Origin of the sequence: Phenylobacterium sp. (assembly GCF_030680185.1) — a bacterium.
GTDB lineage: Bacteria > Pseudomonadota > Alphaproteobacteria > Caulobacterales > Caulobacteraceae > Phenylobacterium.
In genome coordinates this window covers 25887-49552 of record NZ_JAUXVZ010000056.1, presented here as the reverse complement: position 1 = coordinate 49552, position 23666 = coordinate 25887, and the positions used below count along the sequence as shown (strand labels likewise).

Here is a 23666-nt window from a genome sequence, read left to right as displayed (position 1 = left end):
GCCTCAGGGCTGCGGCGGCGGCGTGTAGCCGGTCTCGACCTTGAGGAAGGCGATCACGTCGCGGCGGTCCTCCGGATCGGGGATGCCCGCGAAGCTCATCTTGGTGCCCCGCAGGAAGGTGCGCGGGTTCTCCAGCCAGTGGTCCAGCCGCTCCCCGTCCCAGATGAAGTCCGCCTCCGCCATCGCGGACGAATAGTTGAAGCCGGGGTGGATGCCCACCTCACGTCCGAATACGCCGTAGAGGTTGGGGCCGGTCATGTTCGGTCCGCCCTCGGTGATGGTGTGGCATGACCGGCAACGCGCGAAGGCGCGACGGCCGTTGTCGAGATCGCCTGCATTCCAGGGCGCGGGCAGGCCTGTCAGCAGCGCCACCTTTTCTTCCGCGGTTGGCGCGGGCCTGGCCGGGGCGGCGGGCACGCTCGCATCCGAACCCTGTTCCTGGCTACAGCCGGCCAAGGCGACGGCGGCGAGGACGATCAGGGCAGGGCGGCGCATCGGCGGTCTCCGGAGGTGTGGGCCTGTGATAGCCCAACCATGACAACGGGCAACCGTCTGCGGCGAGATGTCGGACTGGACGAATGCCAGTCGCACCTGATAATCAGTGTCAACAAGCGGATTGCCCGCACCGAATGTTCACGAGCTTCATGTCCGATACCCGCAAACTCAGCCAGGCCCGACAGGGCGATCATGGTGTCATCGTCCAGGTCGGCGATCACTGCCACCATGATGAGCACGCGATGGAGCTGGAGCGACGTCTGCTGGAGTTGGGCTTTGTCGAGGGGGCACGGGTCGAGTTGCTCCATGAAGGCCTGTTTGGCCGCGATCCCATCGCGATGAAGGTCGACGACATGCGGGTTGCGCTGCGTCGCCATGAGGCCGCCAGCCTGACCGTCAGATTCGAGCCGATCCGGGCTGCCGAAGCCCAGTTCGTGACAGAAGAGGTCGCCGCCTGATGGATATGGCGGTGCGGAGCGCGCGGATCGCGCTCGTCGGCAATCCGAACAGCGGCAAGACCGCCCTGTTCAACGCACTGACCGGTGCCCACCAGAAGGTCGCCAACTACGCCGGCGTTACGGTCGAGCGGAAGGAAGGCCAAATACGTTCGTCGACGGGCCGGGCGATGTCGGTGCTGGACCTGCCCGGAACCTATTCCCTGCGCGCCCGCAGCCCGGACGAGGAAGTCACCCGCGACGCGGTATTGGGCAAGCTGGCCGGCGAGGAAACGCCGGACGTGATCGCCGTGGTGGCGGACGCCACCAATCTGCGGCTGGTGCTGCGGCTGGTGCTGGAGTTGAAGGCTGTCGGCCGCCCGATGGTGCTGGCCCTCAACATGTATGACATCGCCCAGCGTCAGGGCCTCCGGATCGATCTGGAACGACTGTCTGCCGAACTGGGCCTGCCGATCGTGCCGACAACGGCGACGCGCCGGCGCGGAATCGACGACCTGATCGCTGCTATCGACACGGCGGCAGGTGCCCTTGACACCACCGGCGAAAATGCCTGGACGGTGCCGGACGCCGAAGCTCTTCGCGGCGCGGCGCGCGAGTCCGAGCGGATCATGAAGGCCTGCGTCCGCCCGCCGGAACGGCCCGACACCCTGACGGGGCGGATCGACTCCATCCTGCTGCACCCGGTCGGCGGACTGTTGATCCTGATGGCGCTGCTGTTCGTCATGTTCCAGGCCGTCTTCTCCTGGGCCACGCCCTTCATGGACGGAATCGAGGCCAGCCTCGGCATGCTGGGCGGCTGGGTGGCGGCGGTGATGCCCGACGGCATCTGGCAGAGTCTGATCGTCGACGGCCTGATATCCGGTGTCGGTAGCGTACTGGTCTTCCTGCCGCAGATCCTGATCCTGTTCCTGTTCATCCTGATGCTGGAGGACTTCGGCTATATGGCGCGGGCCGCGTTCCTGATGGACAAGATCATGGGCGGCGCTGGCCTGCACGGACGGGCCTTCATCCCCCTGCTCAGCAGCTTTGCCTGCGCCATCCCGGGAATTATGGCGGCGCGGGTGATCGATTCCAAGCGCGACCGCCTGACCACAATCATGGTGGCCCCGCTGATGACCTGTTCGGCGCGGATTCCGGTCTACACCCTGATCATTGCGGCCTTCATTCCGAACCAGACGGTCTGGGGCTTCGCCAGCCTGCAGGGGCTGGTGATGTTCGGTCTCTACGCCGCAGGCATCATCAGCGCCCTGGCGGTGTCCTTCGTCATTCGCAGGGTGTTCTGGAGGGGGGCGGTCGAACCCTTCATGATGGAACTTCCGGCCTACAAGGCTCCGGACCCGATGAGCGTGCTGTTCAATCTGTGGGTCCGGGCTCGGATCTTCCTCGAGCGGGCGGGACGGATCATCCTGCCGCTGATGGTCATCGTCTGGGCGCTGGCGACCTTCCCCTATCCTCCGGAAGGCGCGACCCTTCCGGCCATCGATTACAGTTTCGCGGGCATGATCGGCCACGCCCTGGAGCCGATCTTCGCCCCCATCGGCTTCAACTGGCAGATGGTCATCGCCCTGGTGCCGGGCATGGCGGCCCGGGAGGTCGCGGTGGCGGCGCTGGGTACGGTCTATGCCGTCGCCGATCCCGAGAGCGCGACCAGCCTGCTCGGCGCGACCCTGGCCGCCCAGTGGTCGCTGGCGACCGGTCTGGCCTTCCTCGCCTGGTACGTCTTCGCACCGCAGTGCGTGGCGACCCTGGGCGTGGTCAAGCGCGAGCTGAACTCGTGGAAATGGATGTGGGTGATGGTCGTCTACATGTTCGCCCTGGCCTATCTGGCGGCCTTCGTCGTGTATCGGGTCGCTGTCGCGCTCGGCGGGGGCTGACCGCGGGCGCTGGTGCCGGTTGCAGGATTCGAACCCGCGACATCCAGTTTACAAAACTGGCGCTCTACCAACTGAGCTAAACCGGCGTCCGCGATGACGGGTCGCCCTTATGCTGGCGTCGGGCGTCAGGCGCAAGTCGTGGTCTGGACAGAGCCGTCGGAGGCCAGCAGCGCCAGCAGGGCGAAACTGGCCAGCCAGTGCTCGCCCATATAGTCACCGGTGACGTGGGGCAGCGCCGCGTCGAGGTGAACATCCGCGGCCTCAAGCGCGATCGGGCGGCGGGGGTCGTCGGCCGGCAGGGCCGCGGCGATCTCGCGCCAGCACCAGGCCCGGCTCAGGTTCAGTCCGTCGAGGTGGGCGATCTTGCCGTCGGAGCGGTCGCTGACGCTGGCGGGCTGGAACAGGGTGGCGGGCTCGCGCCGGGCCAGCCGGGGCAGGAAGCCGTCCAACCAGCCCGCAAACTCGCCATAGGGCAGGATGTGCTGCATCACGGCGGCCTCCATCAGGGCGGGAGACAGGAATTCGTCCTGGGACGGCTCCCAGGCCTGGCAGTCCTGGTCGGAGAGATACCAGGCAAGAACACGCTCGTCGCAGAGCCCAACGAGATCGTGGTCGCGGAGAACCCCGGCGGCCTCCGAGGTCAGACGCAGGGCGAAGGCGGTGTTGAAATGGGTGCCGACCCGGACCGGATAGGTCGCGAGCGGCAGGAAGTCTTTGAAGCGTTCGGCGAAGGCAGCGGCCAGCGGGCGGATTACGGCTGACCATCTCCCGTCCGCTGCGGCGTCGGGGCGGTTCATTTCCGCCGCCAGCATCAACAGCCAGGCCCAGCCATAGGGGCGTTCGAATCCCCGGCTGCCCGGACGCTCCAGATAGGCGGTTTCGGCGGCGACGTTGTCCGCAGTGAACAGCTCGTCGGCCAATGCCGCGATCCGGGCCGCCTCGGGCATGTCCGGATAGAGCCGCACGAGGGTGAACAGGGTCCACCAGCCATGGACGCAGGAATGCCAGTCGTAGCTGCCGAAGAAGATCGGGTGCAGGGCACGGGGGCCCTGTACGTCCTCGGGTCCCGCGAGGACATGATCCATCTTGTTGGGATATTCGCGCGTCACATGGCCGAGGGCGGCGGCGGCGAAACGGGAGGCGGTGGCGGCGTCGAGCGTACGGGCCATCATCAGAACCGGAAGGCCAGGAAATACATCAGGGTGATGTTGACGATCAGGATGGTGGCCGCGGTCGGGATCTGCACCCGGATGACACCGTTGAAGGGGGCCTCGCGGTCGGGCAGGTCCAGCAGGGCGGCGGGCACCACGTTGAAATTGGCCGCCATCGGCGTGGTCAGGGTGCCGCAGAAGCCGGCCAGCATGCCGATGGCGCAGACAATCGCCGGATTGCCGCCGAACTGGAGCACCACGATGGGCAGGCCGACGGCGGCAGTCATCACCGGGAAGGCGGCGAAGGCGTTGCCCATGATGAAGGTGAACACGGCCATGCCGACGCAATAGGCGATCACCGCCAGCAGCCGGTGATCCAGCGGCAGATAGGTGGTGAACAGCTCGCCGATGCGATCGCCGACGCCGGCGATGACGAACACCGCGCCCAGCGACGCCAGCATCTGGGGCAGAACGCCGGCCCAGCCGACGGAATCCATCAGTCGGCGGCCCTCCTGCAGCGGGGCCAGCAGCGGCGGCTTCAGCCAGACCATGGCCAGGGTCAGGCCGGCGACCACGCCGAGGCCGAGCGCGATCAGGGTCGGCTGTTCCGGGCCGAACAGCGGGACGCCGAAGATGACGGTCTTGTCGAGCACCAGAGCGCCCAGCAGGGCGACGATGGGGATCAACAGGGCTGGCACGAACAGCCAGTCGCCGCGCCGTTCGGCGCTGGCCTGGCGCGCCTCGGGCGGGGTTGTGACCGGTTTGCCCTGACCCAGCAGCTTGAAGCCCGCGATCACTGCCAGGGCCACGACCAGCAGGCCGTTGGCGAGGTCGGACAGGTAGGAGCCGAAGAGGAAGCTGACCGCCAGAAGCCCCCAGAAGGCGGTGTTGCCCAGTCGCTTTGGATTGGCGGGGTCGGCGATGCTGAGCACCGAGAAGGCGGCGAAGGTCAGGCCGGCGAAGATGTAGAGCCACTGCAGGGTGATCATTGGCCGGCCTCCGCCTCGGTCATCTGGCGGGCCAGGGACCGGTCCAGCATGACCAGCCGTGTCCCGTGCACCAGCAGGGCCGCAATGGCGGTGGGGATGGCCCAGACCGAAAGCTGCAGGGGTTCGACCATGATGCCGTAGGCCTCAAGGAAGCCTTTGATGAGCAGGATCGAGGCGATGGCGATGAAGATGTCCTCGCCAAAAAACAGGGCGATGTTGTCGACCGCCGCGGCGTGGGCGCGGATGCGATAGCGGACCGCATCGGGCAGGGGGCCGAGGCGCGTTTCGGCCGCCGCCTCGGCCATCGGGGCGACCAGCGGGCGGACCATCTGCGGGTGGCCGCCCAGCTTGGTCTGGCCGAGGGCGGCGCTGATCTGGCGCAGCACGAAATAGGCCAGCAGGATACGGCCGGTCGTGGCCCCCCGCGCCTTGGAGATCAGGATGCGCGCCCGTTCCTGCAGGCCGTAGCGCTCGAGCAGGCCGATCAACGGCAGCACCAGCCAGATCACGCTGATGTAGCGATAGTCGTTGAAGGCCTTGCCGAAGGCCGAGATGGTATCGAGCGCCGCCTGACCCAGTTCGGCGACGCCGACGCCCGGCACGATCACGGCGGCGACCCCGGTCACGACGGCGGCGGCGAGGATGACCGCCAGCGGATTCAGCCGCGCCACGAAGCCGGCGACCAGCACCGCTATGCCCAGAAGAACCCACATACGCCCGTCCCCGTCCTGTTGGTTCGCGAAGCTAGTCCGTTCCGGGGCGCGGAGGGAAGCGGTCAACGACGGCCGCGCCGTAACCGCCGCCGCCCGGTGTTTCGATGACGAAGACGTCCCCCGCCGCCATCTCGACCTCGGCGGTGGCTCCCAGCGGCTCGATCGATCCGTCAGCCCGCTCGACCCGGTTCACCCCGATGGCTCCGTCCTCACCGCCCGCGGCACCGAAGGGCGCGGTGCGGCGGTGGTTGGACAGGATGGCCGCAGTCAGCGGCTCGAGGAAGCGCACCCGACGCACCGCGCCGTCACCGCCGCGACTGGCACCTTCGCCACCCGAACCGCGTCGGATGGAGAATTCCTCGAGCAGGACCGGAAAGCGCGTTTCCAAGACCTCGGGATCGGTGAGCCGGCTGTTGGTCATATGGGTCTGGACCGCTGCGGTTCCGTCGAAACCGGGTCCGGCGCCGGAGCCGCCGGCGATGGTCTCGTAATACTGGCGGGCCTCATCGCCGAAGGTGAAGTTGTTCATCGTGCCCTGGCTGCCGGCCAGAACGCCGAGGGCTCCATAGAGGCAATCGACCACGGCCTGGCTGGTCTCGACATTGCCGGCCACCACGGCCGCGGGATAGCGGGGATTCAGCATCGATCCGTCCGGCACGATCAGCCGGATCGGCTTCAGACAGCCCTCGTTCAGCGGGATGGCATCGTCGACCAGGGTGCGGAAGACGTAGAGGGTCGCTGCCCGGGTGATCGACAGCGGGGCGTTGAAATTGTTGGGCCGCTGGTCGCTGGTGCCGCTGAAGTCGACAACGGCGCTGCGGGCCTCGGTGTCGACCTCGATGCGCACCCGGATGACCGCGCCATCGTCCATCTCGAGCTCGAACCAACCGGGCTTGAGCGCGGCGATGGCGCGCCGCACGGACTCCTCGGCGTTGTCCTGGACGTGGCCCATATAGGCGGCGACCACCGGCCGGCCGAACTCCCCGACCATGCGCGTCAGCTCGTCGCCACCGCGGGCGCAGGAGGCCACCTGGGCCTTCAGGTCGGCCATGTTCTGATCGACGTTGCGCGACGGATAGGAACCCGAGGCGAACAGGGTCCGAGTTTCGGAATCCCGCAGGCGTCCGGCGTCGACCAACAGGAAGTCGTCGATCAGCACGCCTTCCTCCTCAACGGTCCTGGATTCGGGCGGCATCGATCCGGGCGTGATCCCGCCGACGTCAGCGTGGTGACCGCGCGCCGCGACGAAGAAGGCGGGCGCTTCGTCAGCCTCGAGGAACACCGGCATGATGACGGTGATGTCGGGCAGGTGGGTGCCGCCGTTGTAGGGAGCGTTGAGCATATAGACGTCGCCGCGCTTCATGCCGCGCCCGTCGGCTCCGTCACCACGCGAATCGATGACGGTGCGGATGCTCTCGCCCATCGACCCGAGGTGCACCGGTATGTGCGGGGCATTGGCGATCAGGGCCCCGGTCGCGTCAAAGATGGCGCAGGAGAAGTCGAGCCGTTCCTTGATGTTGACCGAATAGGCCGTGGCCCGCAGCGCCTCGCCCATCTGTTCGGCGCAGGCCATGAAACGGCTGTTGAACACCTCCAGCATGATCGGATCTACATCGGTGCCGATGGCGGTGCGGGTCGGCAGGGGCGTGGTGCGCTGGAGGATCAGGTTCAGGGCCGCGTCGGCCGAAGCGCGCCAGCCGGGCTCTACCACCGTGGTGCCGGTGTCCTCCAGAATTATGGCCGGGCCTTCGACGGCGTCGTCGGGACCGAAGTCGGCGCGGCGATAGACCGGCGTGTCGTGATCAGCGCCTGCCATCCGGACCGCGACCCGGGAGACGGCGGTCGGGGATCCGGCCGATGCTGTGTCGACAGGCGTCGACGGCGATTGCCCGGAGGCGGCGACCGCCTCGACCTCCAGCATCTCGACCACCAGGGCCTTGTCCTCGGCGAAGAAACCGAAGCGGAGCCGGTGCAGGGCCTCGAACCCGGTGCGCATCGCATCCGTCGGACCGAAGGGAACCACCAGCGGGGTGTCGGAGCCGGCGAATTTGATCTCGGCCCGGACCAGGGTGGTCAGCGCCGAATCGGCGAAACCCTGGGCGGTCAGATCGCCGCGAGCCTGACGGTCGAGCGCCTTGACCCGGTCGGCCAGGGCCGTGTCACTGAACGATTCCAGCGGCGTCGCGACAGTGGCCTGGCGGATGGACCGGACCTCGGCCAAGCCCATGCCATAGGCTGAGAGGACCCCTGCGAACGGATGCAGCATCACCCGGGTCATGCCGAGGGCGTCGGCCACGAGACAGGCATGCTGGCCGCCCGCGCCGCCGAAACAGTTGAGCACATAGTGGCTGACATCATAGCCGCGCTGGATCGAGACGGACTTGATCGCCTCGGCCATGCTCTGCACCGCGATGGTGATGAAGCCTTCGGCGAGGGTTTCCGGTGTGGCGTCGCGGCCGGTGGCGCGGGTGACCTCGGCCGCGAGGGCCTCGAAGCCTTCGCGTACAGCGTCCTCGTCCAGCGGCTGGTCGCCATCGGGCCCGAACACCGCCGGGAACTGGTCGGGACGCAACTTGCCCAGCATGACGTTGCAGTCGGTGACGGTCAGTGGTCCGCCCCGGCGATAGGCGGTCGGTCCCGGCACGGCCCCGGCCGATTCCGGTCCCACCCTCAGCCGTGAGCCGTCGAAGCGGCAGATGGAGCCGCCGCCCGCCGCCACCGTATGGATGCTGAGCATCGGCGCGCGCAGGCGGACGCCGGCCACCACGGCGTCCGAGGTGCGCTCGTAGTCGCCGGCGAAATGCGAGACGTCGGTCGAGGTGCCGCCCATGTCGAAACCGATCACGCGGTCGAAGCCGGCGGCGCGCGCGGTTTCGGCCATGCCGACCACCCCGCCGGCCGGACCCGAGAGGATGGCGTCCTTGCCACGGAACGCCTCGGCCGCCGTCAGCCCACCGCTGGACTGCATGAACAGCAGCGGGGTCGCGGGGCCGAGATCGGCCCCGACGCGGTCGACATAGGCTCTCAGGATCGGCGACAGATAGGCGTCGGCCACCGTGGTGTCGCCGCGCCCGATCAGCTTGATCAATGCGCCGACCTCATGGCTGACCGAGACCTGTTCGAAGCCGACCTCACGGGCGATGGCCGCCAGCTGTCGCTCATGGTCGGTGAAGCGCCACCCGTGCACGAGCGCGATGGCGACGGCGCGAAAACCGGCCGCCCGCGCTTCGGTCAGATCCGCCCGGGCCCGGTCCTCGTCCAGCGGTTGGTCGAGGCCGCCGTCGGCCCGCACCCGTTCGTCGATCTCGATGACCCGGTCATAGAGCTGGTCGTTCAGCACGATGTGGCGGGCGAACAGGTCAGGTCGACTCTGCCAGCCGATGCGCAGGGCATCGCCGAAGCCGCGGGTGATGGCCAGGGCGACCGGTTTGCCCTTGCGCTCCAGCAGGGCGTTGGTGGCCACGGTGGTGCCCATCCGCACCTCCCCGACCAGGCCGGCGGGGAGCGAGCCGGCCTCTACGCCCAGGACGCTCCGGATGCCTTCGACCGCGGCGTCGGCATACTGTTCGGGATTGTCGGACAGCAGTTTGCGGGTCTGCAGAGCCCCGTCAGGGGCCCGCGCGACGATGTCTGTGAAGGTACCGCCCCGGTCGATCCAGAAGCGCCAGCCTGCCGCCGTTCCGGTCTGTGCCGCGCTCATGATGCTCTCCGACTCGCCCATTCCGGACCGCTTATCGCAGACTTTGCGGCCTCTGTTCGGTCACAGGCCTGTCGCCGGGCCGCTCGGGTTGCTAGATCGACGGGACCAGACCAAGGACGCGCCATGACCGAGACGATCGAACTGTGCCACTGGATCAACGGCGAGAAGGTCTCCGCCGACCGTCCGGGTGAGAGCCTCAATCCTTCGGACACCCGCGAAGTGGTCGCCCGTACGCCGGACGGCAGCGCCGACGAAGTGGATGCGGCGGTGGCGGCGGCCAAGGCGGCCTTTCCGTCCTGGTCTGAGGCATCGCCTGAGTTGCGCTCCGACATTCTGGACCGCGCCGGCACCCTGGTGATGGAGCGCCGCGAGGTGCTGGGACGGCTGCTTTCGCGCGAGGAGGGCAAGACCCTGGCCGAGGGGATCGGCGAGACTGTCCGTGCGGGCCGGGTGCTGAAATATTTCGCGGGCGAGGCCCTGCGCGTCCACGGCCAGAACCTGGCCTCGGTGCGCCCCGGTGTGGAGATCCAGACCTACCGTCAGGCGGTCGGTGTCTATGGCCTGATCACGCCGTGGAATTTTCCGGTTGCCATTCCAGCCTGGAAGGCCGCGCCGGCGCTGGCGTTCGGCAATACGGTGGTGATGAAGCCCGCGGGCCTGACGCCGGCGACGGCCGAGGCCCTGATCGCCATCCTGCATGAGGCGGGGCTGCCCAAGGGCGTGCTCAACATGGTCATCGGACGCGGCCGGGTGGGGCAGGCCATCGTCGATCACCCGGATGTGGACGGGCTCAGCTTCACCGGCTCCCAGGGCGTCGGCGCGGGCGTCGCGATGGGGGCCGTCAAGCGCCAGGCGCGGGTCCAGCTTGAGATGGGCGGCAAGAATCCACTGATCGTGCTGGATGACGCCGATCTGGATCGGGCGGTGCAAATCGCCCTCGATGGGTCCTTCTTCGCCACCGGCCAGCGCTGCACGGCCTCCAGCCGGCTAATCGTGCAGGACGGCATCCATGATCGTTTCGTCACGGCCCTGGCCGAACGGGTGGCGGCCCTGCGGGTCGGCGATGCGCTGGACCCGCAGACCCAGATGGGTCCCGCCGTGTCCGAGGACCAGATGGAGACCTCCTATCGCTACATCGAGGTGGCGCGGGGCGAAGGTGGCCGGATCGTCACCGGCGGTACCCGCCTGCAGATGGAGAAGCCGGGCTGGTACGTGCAGCCGACCCTGATCGCGGACACCGAGGCCGGCATGCGGATCAACCATGAAGAGGTGTTCGGTCCCGTCGCTTCGACCATCCGGGTCAAGGACTATGACCAGGCCCTGGAGATCGCCAACGGCGTCGAGTTCGGCCTGTCGGCCGGCCTCGTCACCAGCTCGCTGAAGCACGCCCGCGACTTCCAGCGGCGGGCCAGGGCGGGCATGACCATGGTCAATCTGCCGACGGCCGGGGTCGACTATCACGTTCCGTTCGGTGGCTCGAAATCGTCCAGCTACGGGGCCCGTGAGCAGGGTTTCGCGGCGGTCGAATTCTTCACCCAGACCAAGACGTCCTATTCCGCAGGCTGAGACGGCACCGGACCATGTCAGTCCGTCGTGGGTTCGGACCACGGTGGGACCGGCAGGCCCTTGCTCTTGAGAAACGCGGGATTGAACAGTTTGGAGGCGTAGCGGGAGCCGAGGTCGCACAGGCAGGTGACGATGGTCCTGCCCGGCCCGAGTTCCCGGGCCAGCCGCACGGCCCCGACCAGATTGACGCCGGCCGACCCGCCGAGCGACAGGCCCTCCTCGCGCACCAGGTCGAACAGGACCGGCAGGAACTCCGCGTCCTCGACGCGATAGGCCTGGTCCGGCGTGAAGCCCGCCAGATTGCCGGTGATCCGGGCCACGCCGATGCCTTCGGTGATGGAGGAGCCCACGCCGGACATCTCGCCCATGGTGAACCAGTTGAACAGGGACGCCCCTGCCGGATCGGCGAGGGCCACCTGGATGGCGGCGTCCCGTTCCTTCAGGAAGGCTCCCACGCCCGCGATGGTGCCGCCGGATCCGACGGCGCTGACGAAGCCGTCGATCCGTCCTTCGGTCTGCGCCCAGATCTCCGGACCGGTGCCGGTGTAGTGGGCGTCGCGGTTGGCGGTGTTGTCGAATTGATTGGCCCAGAAGGCCCCGTCGGGGAGGGACGCGTCCAGCTCCCGCGCCAGTCGACCGGAGTGATGGACGAAATGGTTCGGGCTGGAGAAGGGCGCGGCATCGACCTCGATCAGCCGGGCCCCGAGGGCGCGGATGGCCTGCTTCTTCTCGTCCGACTGGGTCCGGGGCATGACGATGACCACGGGATGGCCGAGGGCCGCGCCGACGAGGGCGAGGCCGATGCCGGTGTTGCCGGCGGTGCCTTCGACGATGGTGCCGCCCGGCCGCAGTTCACCGCTGACCCTGGCCGACTGCACGATCGACAGGGCAGCGCGGTCCTTGATCGACTGGCCGGGATTGAGAAACTCGGCCTTGCCCAGAATCTCGCACCCGGTCGCTTCCGAGAGACGGTTGAGCCGGATCAGCGGCGTGTTGCCGATCAGCTCGACGACGGACCGGACGGGGGCATGGGATACAGGCACGGGCGAAGTCTTTCGACGAGAAGGATCAGACGGACCCGATCACCCGAGGGGAGCGGCCGACCCCGCACATGGCTACCGCACCCGGCCTTGTCCACGCCCGCCCCGCCGTCGACCCGTCGCCATTCGAGGCGTTGACGGGGCACCGTCCTGTTCCTGTCAGGGATTGAGGGTGTAGCCGCGCTGCTGCAGCAGGGCGGAGGCCGTCATGGCCGACAGGGACATCCCGACCTCCGGCAGCAGGTCGGATCTGGTGATCTGGTAGGCCGCGGCCGTCTGGCCGCACAGCCAGATCTCGACGCCGTGCGCCTTCAGTTCAGCGATCGCCCGGGCGCTGCCGTTGGTCGCCCCGTCATTGCGCGCCGCATAGGCCGACTGGGTCAGCAGGTCGGCGGCTGCACCGCCGTGGACGACGATGGCGACATGGATGTCGGAGATCGGGACCCCCGCCTCGACATGCATGTTGATGAAGCGCGCGGCCGAGTCGATGTGGCGGCTCAGCTGGCCGGGCGTGGCCTTGTCGGTCACGTCGAACAGCACCCGGAAGACGGTGCCCTGCGGAATCGGCAGATCGCTCTCGACCGAGGCGATGTCACCGAAGCTGGTGAACACCGGACCGGCGTGGAAGCCCGGGCGGGGTTCGGCGTGGGCCTGGACGGGCAGCAGAAGGAGGGCGATGACGACGGGAATGAATTTCAGCATGGGAGCCTCGCTTTCACGGCCTTGCTAGCAGTCGGGCACCTGGGCCGAAAGCGCGGGCGGAGGATCAGGTCTGGATCGCTGGAGGGGCCGCCATGGGCCTGCCGGTCGAGGGACGCCTGGCGCAGGGGTGAGTGGCGGAGAGGGTGGGATTCGAACCCACGGTGCCCGCAAAGGCACGCCGCATTTCGAGTGCGGTACATTCGACCACTCTGCCACCTCTCCGCGGGGCCGATAGACGCTTGGTCGAGCGAGCGGCTTCTCTAATGGGCCGGGGGCTGCGCCGCAAGCGGGTTCGGGAGAAATCGCTCAGCGCTGCGCCGGAAGGGGCAGGCCGAGGGTCTCGCCGGTGCTCAGGTCACCGTCGATGACGCGGAACAGTTCGGCCGGTCGGCCCCCGGTGGCGGCCGAGAGGCGGCCGGTCGGCTGGACCAGGCCGGTGCGTTCGACACCGCGGCGGAAATTCTGCTTGTGCAGCGACAGGCCGGCGATGGCCTCGGCGGCGGTCTGGAGTTCCGACAGGGTAAAGGCGGCGGGCATCAGGTCGAACAGGACCGGTCGGTATTTCAGCTTGCTGCGCAGTCGGCCGAGGCCGGTGGCGAGGATGCGGCGGTGGTCGGAGGCCATCGCCCGACCCGGCGCGGCGTTGAGCGGTGGGCGGTCCTGGTCGCGGGCGGCCTCGGCGACCAGCCCGGCCTCGTAGAGCAGCTCATAGCGGTCCAGAACCCGGCCCTCGTTCCAGCGATGGGCGGCGGTGGTGGCGAACAGGGTTTCGATCCGGGCCTGACGGCGGGCGTCGCCCGCGGCCCAGGCCGTCAGCTCGGCGACCAGCGGGGCGAGGCAGGCCGGGTCGCCGTCGCGGCGGTCCTCCCAGGGGAAGATGTCCAGCACCGGGGTCCAGCGCGCCTCGGCCAGGGGGGCGTCGGCGGCATCGGCGGTCAGGGCGAGGTAGCCGACCGAGACCTCGCGTCGGCGGTCGGGACCCGGCGTGGCCCGGGGGCTGGCACGGCCGAGGTCGCCGAAGGTGTAGAGCTGTTCGACGAAGCCGAGGTGGAAACCGGTCTGGGCCGTGACGAAGTCGCGCAGGGCCAGTTCGAAGGTGCGGTCGCGGGCCGGGTCGAAGGGGCCGAAGGGCAGGGCGGCGGAGCCGTCGTCGCCCGGCGTGGTCAGGACGCAGGCCTTGCGGTCGCGGAGCGCGATGACGACCGCCGAGAGGCCGATGCGGACACCCTGTTCAGCCGGCGACCCCATCGGCTACTCCGTATGCCAGGCGTCGGCGGCGGGCATCAGGCCGACGGCCTCGGCCAGCACCCGATAGCGCTCGAGGTAGCGTTGCTGGGCGACCGGGGCGGGCAGGGGGTCGATGATCAGGTCGTAGCCCTTGGGTGGGGTTCCGAACAGGGTGAGCCCCTCCTTCTTGCTGAAGCCGGCCAGCTGGGTGGCTTCGAAATAGGCGCAGGCCACGTCGGCCTTCTTGATCAGGGTCTTGATCTCGACGGGATTCTTCGGCGGCAGGCCGAAGCGGACGTGGATGGCCCCTTCCAGCCGGGCCTCGAAGGCCTTGTAGTTGACGCCGAGGGCGGCCTTGAACGGCGAGATCATGTCGCCGATGACGTATTCCGAGGCGTCGTGGAGCAGGGCGGCGAGACGCCATTTCGGCTCCAGCCCCGGCTTGATGTGGGCGGCGATCTCCTCGACGACGCAGGAGTGCTGGGCGACCGAGAAGGCGTGTGCGCCGATGGTCTGGCCGTTCCAGCGGGCGACGCGGGCAAGGCCGTGGGCGATGTCCTCGATTTCGATGTCGAAGGGCGAGGGATCGAGCAGGTCGAGACGCCGACCGGACAGCATACGCTGCCAGGCGCGGGGTTCCTTTGTGGATTTGCGGGGCGTGACGGCCAAGAATATTTCCTGCGCTTGTGGGCAGGGTTGGTGACGCATCGGGACGCCGCGATCAAGACCGGAGCCACTCCGGCGCGGCGGTTAATCCCCGACGTTGAGCGCGACCAGGGCCTTGGCATCCTCGAAAGCACGTTCGCGGTTGCGGTCCCGCGAGCGGACGGTGGCGACCACCAGGGGGCCACCGACGGGGCCACGGGCCTCGTAGCCGACCACCCGCCAGCGCGAGTCCTCGTTGCGGTCGTCGGTCAGGATCCAGCTGACGCGGGTGGCGTCGCCGCCGCCGCTGGCGCGGATCTCGGCGGCGTCATTCCGGGCGTTGATGCTGACACTGTCGCCGTTTCCGCTGGAGCCCGAGACGCGGGCCGAGCCGGTGCTGTCGTCGGCGTCGATATGGAAGCCGCCGATGCGGACGCTGGCCTTGTCGCCCCGCGTTTCAATCTGCAGCCCGGGCAGACGGACCGTGGCGTCGTCGCCCTGGGCCTCGATGACGACGCCCGGCCCGCGGACCGAGGCGCGGTCACCGCGCCCGGCGGACGGTTCAGCGGCGAGCCGGGCCGCTTCGGACTCGGCCTGGGCAGAATCGGCCGCCGCGCCGGCGGCGTCAGCCTCGCCCTCGGCCCGGGCAGCCTCGGCCTCTGCGGCGTTGATGGCGGCCATGGCACGCGGCAGATCGCTGGAGAGGCGCTGTTCGAAGGCCTTGAGCACATCGGCCGGGGACGCGTCGTCCAGCGGCACGAGATGGAGGCTGACCTCAGCCCCCTTGGGGCCGATGTAGGTGCAGACCGTGCCGGCCGCCGAGGCCGATCCCTTGCGGGTCAGGGAGCCGATGGTCTGAGGGCACTGCAGTGTCTCGACGACCTTGAGCACGCCCTTGGCGTCACGGGTCTCGGTGTGGGACGAGGAAATGCTCACGCCGTCACCGCAGGCGGCGAGGCCGGCGAAGGCGCAGACGGTCGGGATCAGAAAGGGACGTAGGGTCATCGACTTGTGGTCCTGGTACGCGTCTATCCTGCGCGCGCTCGATTCATTTGCCAGTGAAATCGCGGTAAGGCGGGTGTCCAAACCTGATCGCCCGTGTGTTCAACCGCCGGGCCGGGCCCCTTCGCGGCGGTGCAGGAAGGCCAGGCGTTCGAACAGGTGGACGTCCTGTTCGTTCTTCAGCAGGGCCCCGTGCAGCGGCGGGATCAGCTTGTTGGGAGACTTTTCGCGCAGGGTTTCGGGATCGACGTCGTCGACCAGCAGCAGTTTGAGCCAATCCAGCAGTTCCGAGGTCGAGGGCTTCTTCTTCAGGCCCGGCGTGTCGCGGATCTCATAGAAGGTCTTGAGCGCCTCGGAGACCAGCCGCGGCTTGATGCCGGGGAAGTGGACATCGACGATGGCCTTCATCGTCTCCGTGTCGGGGAAGCGGATGTAGTGGAAGAAGCAGCGGCGCAGGAAGGCGTCGGGCAGTTCCTTCTCATTGTTCGAAGTGATGACGACCACGGGGCGGACTTCGGCGCGGATGGTCTCGTCCGTCTCCTGGACGTAGAATTCCATGCGGTCGAGTTCCTGCAGCAGGTCATTGGGAAACTCGATGTCGGCCTTGTCGATCTCGTCGATCAGCAGAACGGGGCGGTTCGGGGCGGTGAAGGCCTCCCACAGCTTGCCGGGCTTGAGGTAGTTGCGCACGTCGTGAACGCGGGCCTCGCCCAGTTGGCTGTCGCGCAGGCGCGAGACGGCGTCGTATTCGTACAGGCCGTTGTGGGCCTTGGTCGTCGACTTGATGTGCCAGGTGATCAGCGGGGCGTTCATGGCCTTGGCGATCTCATAGGCCAGCACGGTCTTGCCGGTGCCGGGCTCGCCCTTGATCAGCAGGGGGCGTTCCAGCGCCACCGCCGCATTGACCGCGATCTTCAGATCATCGGTGGCGATATAGTTGGACGTGCCTTCGAAGCGATCGGTCGGGCGGGGCATGGCGGTTCCGGGTTGGGGTTCCCCTCGGGTTAGCGAAGGTGGGGCGGGTAAACAACGTTCATGTGGACGCGGGGACGCGGTGGTCGTGGTTGCTGGGGCGCTGTTCTCCCTCTCCTTCATGGGGAGGGTGGTCGCGAAGCGACCGGGTGGGGAAGTGTGAAGCCGGGCACGGTCGGTGGGGGATTGGCGTGCCCCACCCGGGCTCGGCTGCGCCTCGCCGTCCCTCCCCATGAAGGGGAGGGATATGTTCGGCGCATGACTCATCGCCGCCTGCGGACAGGCGGATGGGGAGGGCGCGGGGCGGCCGGACCTCGTCCGGTGCGAATGTGATTTACCGTTTCGACGAAGCTGACCGGCCCCGCGCAGTCGTTATCCACGCGCCCTCCGGCTGGCGGCCCTGACGTTCGGGCCTTACCGGATCATCCGCCGCCGTCCTTGCGAACGACGACGCGGGGCGGACATGACGCCTTTGGCGTCGGCGGTCCGCATCCAGCAGCGCGCGGCGAGCAGGCGGATGCCATCCATCGACCTCCGCAAGGACCCCCGGACTCTCCTCCGCCCGGGCTTCATCGCTCGACCACAGCCCGCCGACATCGAGGCGTTGGATCCGACGCCCTCCCCACCGACGGGATGGGTGGGAGTCTAAGCGGGGCCGGAACCTCGCTAAGTATAAAGTTTTGCGAATCGGTAGGGCGTTGAAAGGGCAGGATATTTGTTCGTAAACCCGACTAACTATTCGGGAATAGCCAGCACAGCGTCATGGGTTTCTGTCTCCTCCCTGTCGCGTAGCGATGGGGAGGTGGCGCGGCGCATCTTCGCGCCGTGACGGAGGGGTGGCGGCGGCGCGGATTTGGCGGACGCAGCAGGTGCGACGTCGACCCCTCCACCATCCTTCGCCTACGGCTCCGGATGGTCCCCCTCCCCATTCGCTGCGCGACAGGGAGGAGACAGGAGGATCCGCGTCAGAGGCTCCTACTGCGCCCGGCGGATCAGCTCATCGGCCAGTTCGGCGGTGAGGTAGCCGTCGGCGAGGCGGTTGTTGGCGATCTGCCAGTCGCGCAGGGCGGTGCGGGTGTTGGTGCCGACGATGCCGTCGATGCCCTGGGTGTCATAGCCCATGGCGGTCAGGGCGCGTTGGGCCCCGAGGCGCTGGTCGCGCGACAGGGGGGCGTCGTCGGGCCAGCCGGCGACCAGGCCGGGCTTGCCGGCGATGCCGTCGGCGGTCAGGCCGATGGCCAGGGCGTAGCTGACCGAGTTGTTGTAGCGGCGAATGACATAGTGGTTGGGCAGGGCCAGGAAGGCCGGGCCGCGCGCGCCCTGGGGCAGGAGGATGACGGCGTCTTCCAGCGCTTCGGCGGCGTTGGGGGCCCCGCCGCGGGCGAGGCTGACGCCGCGCTGGGCCCAGTAGCGCCACGGATGGCGCGGGCCCTCGGCCTCGGCATAGTTGAAGCCGGTGGGCAGGACGACCTCATAGCCCCAGGTCTGGCCGGTCTTCCAGCCGGCGCGGGCCAGCAGATTGGCGGCCGAGGCGAGGGCGTCGGCGTCCGAACCCCAGATATCGACCTTGCCGTCGCCGGTCTGGTCGACGCCGAGGCGCAGATAGGCATCGGGCATGAACTGGGTCTGGCCCATGGCCCCGGCCCAGCTGCCCTTGAGGCCGGCGCGGTCGCGGCGACCGTCGAGGACGATGTCGAGGGCGTTCTTGAGCTCGCCCTCGGCCCATTCGCGGCGGCGGCCGTCGAAGGCGAGGGTGGCGAGGGAGCGGATGACGTCATAGTCGCCCTGGATGGCTCCGAAGGCGCTCTCATTGCCCCAGACGGAGACGAGGATCTCGGTCGGCACACCATAGCGCTGGGTCACCTCCCACGGCACCCGATCGGTGCGGGCGCGGCCCTGGGCGATGCGGGTGGCCGAGGCGGCGGACTGGACATAGGCCCCGGCGGGGCGGCTGAACTCAGGCTGGTTGCGGTCGAGGCGGATCACCGACGGGTCGGGCGTCAGGCCGGCCAGTTCGCGCTCATAGGCGGCGCGGCGGGCCCCGCCGTGGCGGGCCAGGAAACCCTGTTTCCAGCCCTCGAACCCGGCCTGGTCGACGACGTCGGACGCGGGCAGGGCCGGGACCTCGGCGGCGGGCGCGGCCGGGGGCGGGCTGGTCTGGGCGGCCGCCGTCACGGGCGGCGCATCCGGCAACAGGGGCGCGCAGGCGGCGACGGAGGCGATGAGGAGGAGGCGAAGGCTGATGCGCATGACGATAGCTGTAGAGTCCCCGGAGTTTATCCCGCCATAACAAGTGCGCGAGGCTGGTTAGCGTTGCTGCAATACCGGGGCCAAAGCGAGGCCACAGGGTAAAGGGCGCGTTCACCGTGTCGTTCAGGTCGCGATTAACCGGTCGGGGTTAGGGTGGTCCCGCTCTCTGATACGGCCTGGTGGCGGAGGGGCGACGCGGCGGGGGTGCAACCCCGTTAACCCTCCGTTCAACTCGGAGGCTAGGCCTCCATCTCTTCTTTCTGGGCGCTATCGCTCGCCGCGCGGCGGCTCGCTGCTTGAGCGCGGGGTGGATGGGCGACGGGCCAAGGTCGGCTTCCGACCCATTGCGGACTTTCAGGTCGGGTGGGCGAGGCGCACTATTGCCGTTGATATTACCCGACCGTGGCGAGTTAAATGGGTTCGATCAACAGCCCTTTGAGGAAGCGGGCGAGGCTCGCGGGGCCGTCGATCTGGCCAAGGTAAATACAAGCTGTTCGAGTGCCTTCCGACACAAGTATCCGATCTCGCTTTTCCTCGAAACGCAATCTGACCTCGCCGCCGGGGATGATGGTGAAGGATTGATCAGTCCAACCCCGGACCAGCAAGATTCGGTCGTTATACTCGACGGCTGGAATTCTAAAAACGGCTCTCACAAAGGCTGGCAACTGTCCCAATAGAACAACAACCAAATAAATCGCAACGGCATACACTATTAGCTTTCCGGGATATTCGTTGAAGAACTGGAAGTATGTGCTCGGCAAGTCAAGCAGATTTACGACAATAAGAGTTATCATCCCGAAATAACGCCATATTAAAGATGACCGGTAGTAATATTTGGCAGCAGGCATCGATAAACCTAGCCTCGAGTTGTGTCGGTTGCACTTTTTATGATCGACGCGACCGCAGCCATCGATTTGGGCGCATCTAGGGTCAGCGTAAACGACCTGTGGAACCCTCACCACTGCGATCTGCAAGGTCCGCTTCCCCCCCATAGCGGACTCTCGACCACCGACGGTTCGCGGACCGTCTCCAGTCCCCGGTTGACGATTCCCGGAAGCCTCTCTATACGCACCGCTCCGCCGCGTGGTCCCGACTTCGCGGCTCTTTCATTTTGTTTTGCCCAGGACGACGACCATGAAGGTCCGCAGCTCGCTCAAGTCGCTCAAGACCCGCCACCGCGACTGCAAGGTCGTGCGCCGCAAGGGTGTTGTCTATGTGATCAACAAGACCGACCCGCGCTTTAAAGCCAAGCAGGGCTGATTGCTGCGCTAACGCGGGCGACGCGGTCGCCCGCTGCTTGAGCGCAAAACCGTTTCAGGGCTGCGGACTTGTCCGCAGCCTTTTTCGCGTCTGCCCCCAGCGATCGTTGAATCGCGGGCATTGGCGTGGTTAGCGTCCCTCTGAATTTTACTGGAGTTTCCCCGTGGCCGACGACGCATCCTTCGATTCCTCCCCCGACGTCCTGACCTCGGTCGCCCAGGGCCGGCTGCGCACCGTCATCGAGCGGCTGGAGCGGCTCGAAGAGGACAAGGCCGCCGTCATGGCCGACATGAAGGAGGTCTTCCTCGAGGCCAAGGGCGAGGGCTATGACGTGAAAATCCTGCGCAAGGTCATCCGCATCCGCAAGCAGGACAAGGCCAAGCGGCAGGAGGAGGATGCGATCCTCGACCTGTACCTGGCGGCGCTCGGCGAGATCTGATTTTGAGGGATGAGGGATGAGGGACTAGGGATGAGGGATTAGGGATTAGGGATTAGATGGGGCCGCTGGTCGGTCGCGCATTGATCTGCGACGATCCTTCCTCATCCCTCATCCCTAATCCCCAATCCCTACTGTGAAGCGCAAACCCCCGCCCAGCCCCTTCGAAGCCCAGCGCAAGGCGGCCCAGCGGGCGGCCCTCAATGCTCTCAGACGCGCCCGCCGCTCGGCAGAGAAGGCGGGCGTTTCGCTGTCCGAATGGGAGGGCAAATTCATCGAGTCGGTGTCGGAGCGGGTCAAGACCCACGGCCGGGCCTTCGGCGACCCCGAACTGGGCGCGCCGGGCCAGGCCCTGTCAGCGATGCAGGGCCGCAAGCTGAAGGAGATCACCGCCAAGGCCCGGGGGGAGGAGCCGAAGCGGCGGTGGGGGAAGAAAGACAGGTCCTAGGGCTTAGGGCTTAGGTCTTGGCCGATCCCGAGAGGGACGGTGCCGCTCCCCAAGCCCTAAGCCCTAAGCCCTAAGCCCTGACCACCTAGAACAGGATCTTGCGGAAGGTCAGGCTGATGGTGCGACCTTCGGGGTCGAGGTAGTCGGGCTGGTAGTTGAGCGGGGTGGTGCCGCTGCTGGCCGAGACCTCGGGCCGGGTGTCGAACAGGTTGCGGACCCCGAGATTGATCCGCGCGCCCTTGAGCCAGGGGAATTTCTCGACCCAGGCGGTGCGGGAGTTGAGGTCCATGAACAGGTTGAGATTGACCGTGGCCTGATCGGCGAAGGTCAGGTCGGGGCCGGTGCCGCCGTCGACGCGGGTGCCTTCGCGCCAGTTGGCGTTGACGAAGGCCCCCATGCCGTTGCGGAAGACGCCGCCCTGGGCCTGGATCTCGTTGCGGGAACTGCCGCCGCGCGCGCCGGTGGCGGACCCGTCTAGCAGGTCGAGGACCGGCAGGCCGGAGGCGATGACGATCTCATCCTGGATCCGGTAGGTATGGTAGACCGAGATGTTGAACCGGCCCTGGCCGGGCTGCATGCCGCCGCCGCGTCCACCGCCGCCGCCGCTGTTATGGACCTCGACGCGCGGGCCACCGCCACCACCACCGGGCGGCCGGGCTCCGCCGGGCATGCCGGGGACGGGGGCTGCGGCTGGATTGGCCGTGCCGAAGGCGCGGGAATAGTTGAAGCCGGTGCGGATGTCCTGACGCTCGAAGCGCTCGAAATTCAGCGGCCGGGCGTCGAAGGACGTCAGGGTGCCGCCGACGCGGGTGAAGCGGCCCGGCAGGGCGGCCTCGAGGTCCGGGGTCAGGGTCGGGAAGGCGGCGATGGCGTCTTCGGTCAGGCTGTACGTCCAGGTCGAGCTGAAGCGCAGATCGGTCTCGGACCAGGGCTTGAGGTTGAGACCGGCCTTCCAGACCTGGCGGTTGTCCGAGTTCAGGTTCGCATTGCCGCCGTCGATGCGGGTGATCAGCACCGTCTGGCCGGTGGCGAAGTCGAACACCGGGACATTGGGGGTGAAGATGGTCGGGTCGTTGAGCTGCGAGATCGACGGCGCGCCCTGTTCGTCGGTGTAGCCGAGCGACAGGGACAGTGGCTCGATCGGTGACCAGTTGACGCCGAAACCGAAGGTCGTGAGGCCGCCGAAGTCCGACAGCTCCTCATAGCCGACGTTGAAATTGGCTGACAGGTCGCCGAGCGCGGGCAGGACGTCCTGACGACGGCTGGCGATGGGCAGGCTGAAATTGGCCTGGCCGTTGAAGCGGTCGCGCGACTGGGAGCGTTCGGTGGTCAGGCCGGTGCGGGTGCTGGTCGAGTCCAGCGAGCGGGTGTCGGCCCCGAATTTGAAGGTCGAGGAGATGCCGCCGGCGGGCAGGCGGTAGACGTCGCCGTTCAGCACCAGTTCGGTCGAAAGCACCTGTGAGACGGAGTTGGCGGTGTCGTCCGCCGCGCGGGTGAAGTCGGCTGCGGACAGGGTGCCGAAGGGGTTGGCGGTCGGGTCATTGGCGGTGATGCGGGCCTGGAAGGCCGAGAAGCCGTAGCCGCGCCCCGTCAGGGTGTCGGTTTCGACGCGGTCATAGTTGCCGCTCAGGGTCCAGCGCCAGTTGTCGCCGAGGAAGCCGTCGAGGACGAGGCCGATGCCGCCGGTCAGGGTGTCGGTCTGGCGAGCCAGGGTGTCGGGCGCGTCCAGATAGCTGTCGACCAGGACAGGGGTGGCAAACGTCGAGAAGGGATTGCCGGTGGGCAGGGTCAGGCGGAAGGCCGGCAGGCCGTTGAAGCTGCTGTTCGAGCGGTCCTCGAGACTGCCGCTGACGGTCGCCTGGGTGGTGCCGTTGATGTCGCGCTTGAACGTCCCGCGTACGGTGGTGCGTTCGCTCTGGGCCATCAGGGTGCGATAGGCGCTGAGGCCATCGATGGTGGGGTCACCTTCAACGACGGGAAACGCGCCGGGCGTAGCGGTGCGGTCGATGTCGCGCTCGGTTTCGAACACGGGGGTGGACTGCTCGTATTCGGCGTCAACCGACCAACGGGTCGGGCCCGAGATGTTCAGATTGTTGCCCTTGATCTCGGTGGTGGTGCGGCCGCCCTGGGTCGGCACGCGGCCGGTGAGTTCGCCGGTGACCGAGCGGAAATTGGCCTTGAGCACGAAATTCACCACGCGCTGGTCGGCGCGGTAGCCGTATTCGAGGGCGACCTCCTCGGGGAGGATTTCCATCCGCTCGATCGACTCGGGCGGGAGCCCCATGATCTCGCGGAAGCCGGAGATGCGGCGGCCGTTGACGAGCAGAACCGGCTGGCCGTCGGCGCGACCGCGCGAGCTGCGGGTCAGCGGCTCCAGATAGGACAGCAGTTCGGCGATGTTGGAGGCGCCGTAGGCCTGGATCTGTTCGTTGGTGAGGGTGATGTCGGGCGGGATGTCGGAGTTGACGCTGCCGCGCGGGCGGGCCGTCGTCGTGTTGACGTCGTCCAGAACATAGACTTCCAGATCGGCCGGAGCCCGGGGCGCGGGGTCCTGGGTGGGCGGCGGCGTCTGGGGCGGCACCGGCACGGGCGCAGTCTGGATCAGACCGGCCATGAGGCCGGAGAGGGCGGTGGTAACGAGCAACATGCGAACGGGTCCCGGGGAGAATCTAGCCTTGCAACGGACCCGCCAGAGATTTCCGTCGCATTTCAGCGCGGAAACCAAAGGTTGAGTACGCGGA

Annotated in this window: 20 protein-coding genes and 2 tRNA genes; 6 read left to right on the top strand and 16 right to left on the bottom strand. The window is 67.7% G+C overall.

Annotated features, from left to right (window positions below; genetic code table 11):
- Nucleotides 1–3: 3 nt before the first annotated feature.
- Entirely contained in the window at nt 4–495 is a 492-nt protein-coding gene (locus Q8L83_RS16000) for a cytochrome c family protein (protein ID WP_305288678.1), read from the bottom strand.
- Nucleotides 496–644: 149 nt separating this feature from the next.
- On the opposite strand from Q8L83_RS16000, the gene Q8L83_RS15995 reads away from it, so the two are divergent.
- Together Q8L83_RS15995 and Q8L83_RS15990 are read left to right on the top strand one after the other, a co-directional pair.
- Nucleotides 645–953, top strand: coding sequence for a FeoA family protein (locus Q8L83_RS15995; RefSeq protein WP_305288676.1), 309 nt, complete (start codon nt 645–647; stop codon nt 951–953).
- Nucleotides 953–2824: a ferrous iron transporter B gene (locus Q8L83_RS15990; protein ID WP_305288674.1), complete on the top strand. Its 1872-nt coding sequence runs from the start codon at nt 953–955 to the stop codon at nt 2822–2824. Before Q8L83_RS15995 ends, Q8L83_RS15990 begins: the two co-directional genes overlap by 1 nt.
- Nucleotides 2825–2834: 10 nt before the next feature.
- On the opposite strand, the gene Q8L83_RS15985 is transcribed toward Q8L83_RS15990, so the two are convergent.
- From Q8L83_RS15985 to Q8L83_RS15965, 5 genes are all read right to left on the bottom strand, one after another.
- A tRNA-Thr gene (locus Q8L83_RS15985) sits at nt 2835–2910 on the bottom strand.
- A 39-nt stretch (nt 2911–2949) separates the two neighbouring features.
- Nucleotides 2950–3993 (bottom strand): DUF2891 domain-containing protein, encoded by a 1044-nt coding sequence (locus Q8L83_RS15980; protein WP_305288672.1) that lies wholly within the window; start codon nt 3991–3993, stop codon nt 2950–2952.
- 2 nt (nt 3994–3995) lie between these two features.
- Nucleotides 3996–4964 (bottom strand): DUF979 domain-containing protein, encoded by a 969-nt coding sequence (locus Q8L83_RS15975; RefSeq protein ID WP_305288670.1) that lies wholly within the window; start codon nt 4962–4964, stop codon nt 3996–3998.
- Nucleotides 4961–5677, bottom strand: a complete 717-nt coding sequence (locus Q8L83_RS15970) for a DUF969 domain-containing protein (RefSeq protein WP_305288668.1) — start codon at nt 5675–5677, stop codon at nt 4961–4963. The genes Q8L83_RS15975 and Q8L83_RS15970 overlap by 4 nt, the downstream gene beginning before the upstream one ends.
- A 31-nt stretch (nt 5678–5708) precedes the next feature.
- The gene (locus Q8L83_RS15965; protein WP_305288666.1) at nt 5709–9377 is read right to left on the bottom strand and encodes a hydantoinase B/oxoprolinase family protein; all 3669 of its coding nucleotides are present in this window, start codon (nt 9375–9377) and stop codon (nt 5709–5711) included.
- 123 nt (nt 9378–9500) lie between these two features.
- On the opposite strand from Q8L83_RS15965, the gene Q8L83_RS15960 reads away from it, so the two are divergent.
- Nucleotides 9501–10943, top strand: a complete 1443-nt coding sequence (locus Q8L83_RS15960) for an aldehyde dehydrogenase family protein (RefSeq protein ID WP_305288664.1) — start codon at nt 9501–9503, stop codon at nt 10941–10943.
- Nucleotides 10944–10960: 17 nt separating this feature from the next.
- On the opposite strand, the gene Q8L83_RS15955 is transcribed toward Q8L83_RS15960, so the two are convergent.
- From Q8L83_RS15955 to Q8L83_RS15915, 9 genes are all read right to left on the bottom strand, one after another.
- On the bottom strand, nt 10961–11986 hold the full coding sequence (locus Q8L83_RS15955) for a cysteine synthase A (RefSeq protein ID WP_305288662.1): 1026 nt from the start codon (nt 11984–11986) through the stop codon (nt 10961–10963).
- A 156-nt stretch (nt 11987–12142) separates the two neighbouring features.
- Nucleotides 12143–12685: a DsrE family protein gene (locus Q8L83_RS15950; protein ID WP_305288660.1), complete on the bottom strand. Its 543-nt coding sequence runs from the start codon at nt 12683–12685 to the stop codon at nt 12143–12145.
- A gap of 132 nt (nt 12686–12817) precedes the next feature.
- Nucleotides 12818–12907: transfer RNA gene (locus tag Q8L83_RS15945), tRNA-Ser, on the bottom strand.
- Between the two features lie 84 nt (nt 12908–12991).
- The gene (locus Q8L83_RS15940) at nt 12992–13933 is read right to left on the bottom strand and encodes an NAD regulator (RefSeq protein WP_305288658.1); all 942 of its coding nucleotides are present in this window, start codon (nt 13931–13933) and stop codon (nt 12992–12994) included.
- 3 nt (nt 13934–13936) lie between these two features.
- Nucleotides 13937–14530, bottom strand: coding sequence for an HD family hydrolase (locus Q8L83_RS15935; protein WP_305288851.1), 594 nt, complete (start codon nt 14528–14530; stop codon nt 13937–13939).
- Between the two features lie 132 nt (nt 14531–14662).
- Complete coding sequence (locus Q8L83_RS15930) at nt 14663–15562, bottom strand: methyltransferase type 11 (protein ID WP_305288656.1); 900 nt, start codon at nt 15560–15562, stop codon at nt 14663–14665.
- A 99-nt stretch (nt 15563–15661) separates the two neighbouring features.
- Complete coding sequence (locus Q8L83_RS15925; protein ID WP_305288653.1) at nt 15662–16534, bottom strand: MoxR family ATPase; 873 nt, start codon at nt 16532–16534, stop codon at nt 15662–15664.
- Between the two features lie 972 nt (nt 16535–17506).
- Complete coding sequence (locus Q8L83_RS15920) at nt 17507–18781, bottom strand: lytic murein transglycosylase (RefSeq protein ID WP_305288651.1); 1275 nt, start codon at nt 18779–18781, stop codon at nt 17507–17509.
- Between the two features lie 410 nt (nt 18782–19191).
- Nucleotides 19192–19629, bottom strand: a complete 438-nt coding sequence (locus Q8L83_RS15915; protein WP_305288649.1) for a hypothetical protein — start codon at nt 19627–19629, stop codon at nt 19192–19194.
- A gap of 286 nt (nt 19630–19915) precedes the next feature.
- Between Q8L83_RS15915 and ykgO the strand changes: the two genes are divergently transcribed.
- From ykgO to Q8L83_RS15900, 3 genes are all read left to right on the top strand, one after another.
- Nucleotides 19916–20041, top strand: a complete 126-nt coding sequence (gene ykgO, locus Q8L83_RS15910; protein WP_055832286.1) for a type B 50S ribosomal protein L36 — start codon at nt 19916–19918, stop codon at nt 20039–20041.
- Nucleotides 20042–20204: 163 nt separating this feature from the next.
- The gene (locus tag Q8L83_RS15905; RefSeq protein ID WP_305288642.1) at nt 20205–20480 is read left to right on the top strand and encodes a DUF2312 domain-containing protein; all 276 of its coding nucleotides are present in this window, start codon (nt 20205–20207) and stop codon (nt 20478–20480) included.
- Nucleotides 20481–20613: 133 nt separating this feature from the next.
- A complete protein-coding gene (locus Q8L83_RS15900; RefSeq protein ID WP_370868406.1) occupies nt 20614–20925 on the top strand; it encodes a hypothetical protein in 312 nt (103 codons plus the stop codon).
- Between the two features lie 85 nt (nt 20926–21010).
- On the opposite strand, the gene Q8L83_RS15895 is transcribed toward Q8L83_RS15900, so the two are convergent.
- The gene (locus Q8L83_RS15895; protein WP_305288640.1) at nt 21011–23572 is read right to left on the bottom strand and encodes a TonB-dependent receptor; all 2562 of its coding nucleotides are present in this window, start codon (nt 23570–23572) and stop codon (nt 21011–21013) included.
- Nucleotides 23573–23666: the final 94 nt, after the last annotated feature.

What these genes read in the sequence shown, in the direction of transcription:
- Q8L83_RS16000 (WP_305288678.1), bottom strand. Translation starts at nt 495, where the DNA reads ATGCGCCGCCCTGCCCTGATCGTCCTCGCCGCCGTCGCCTTGGCCGGC.
- Q8L83_RS15995 (WP_305288676.1), top strand. Translation starts at nt 645, where the DNA reads ATGTCCGATACCCGCAAACTCAGCCAGGCCCGACAGGGCGATCATGGT.
- Q8L83_RS15990 (WP_305288674.1), top strand. Translation starts at nt 953, where the DNA reads ATGGATATGGCGGTGCGGAGCGCGCGGATCGCGCTCGTCGGCAATCCG.
- Q8L83_RS15980 (WP_305288672.1), bottom strand. Translation starts at nt 3,993, where the DNA reads ATGGCCCGTACGCTCGACGCCGCCACCGCCTCCCGTTTCGCCGCCGCC.
- Q8L83_RS15975 (WP_305288670.1), bottom strand. Translation starts at nt 4,964, where the DNA reads ATGATCACCCTGCAGTGGCTCTACATCTTCGCCGGCCTGACCTTCGCC.
- Q8L83_RS15970 (WP_305288668.1), bottom strand. Translation starts at nt 5,677, where the DNA reads ATGTGGGTTCTTCTGGGCATAGCGGTGCTGGTCGCCGGCTTCGTGGCG.
- Q8L83_RS15965 (WP_305288666.1), bottom strand. Translation starts at nt 9,377, where the DNA reads ATGAGCGCGGCACAGACCGGAACGGCGGCAGGCTGGCGCTTCTGGATC.
- Q8L83_RS15960 (WP_305288664.1), top strand. Translation starts at nt 9,501, where the DNA reads ATGACCGAGACGATCGAACTGTGCCACTGGATCAACGGCGAGAAGGTC.
- Q8L83_RS15950 (WP_305288660.1), bottom strand. Translation starts at nt 12,685, where the DNA reads ATGCTGAAATTCATTCCCGTCGTCATCGCCCTCCTTCTGCTGCCCGTC.
- Q8L83_RS15940 (WP_305288658.1), bottom strand. Translation starts at nt 13,933, where the DNA reads ATGGGGTCGCCGGCTGAACAGGGTGTCCGCATCGGCCTCTCGGCGGTC.
- Q8L83_RS15935 (WP_305288851.1), bottom strand. Translation starts at nt 14,530, where the DNA reads ATGCTGTCCGGTCGGCGTCTCGACCTGCTCGATCCCTCGCCCTTCGAC.
- Q8L83_RS15930 (WP_305288656.1), bottom strand. Translation starts at nt 15,562, where the DNA reads ATGACCCTACGTCCCTTTCTGATCCCGACCGTCTGCGCCTTCGCCGGC.
- Q8L83_RS15925 (WP_305288653.1), bottom strand. Translation starts at nt 16,534, where the DNA reads ATGCCCCGCCCGACCGATCGCTTCGAAGGCACGTCCAACTATATCGCC.
- Q8L83_RS15920 (WP_305288651.1), bottom strand. Translation starts at nt 18,781, where the DNA reads ATGCGCATCAGCCTTCGCCTCCTCCTCATCGCCTCCGTCGCCGCCTGC.
- Q8L83_RS15915 (WP_305288649.1), bottom strand. Translation starts at nt 19,629, where the DNA reads ATGCCTGCTGCCAAATATTACTACCGGTCATCTTTAATATGGCGTTAT.
- ykgO (WP_055832286.1), top strand. Translation starts at nt 19,916, where the DNA reads ATGAAGGTCCGCAGCTCGCTCAAGTCGCTCAAGACCCGCCACCGCGAC.
- Q8L83_RS15895 (WP_305288640.1), bottom strand. Translation starts at nt 23,572, where the DNA reads ATGTTGCTCGTTACCACCGCCCTCTCCGGCCTCATGGCCGGTCTGATC.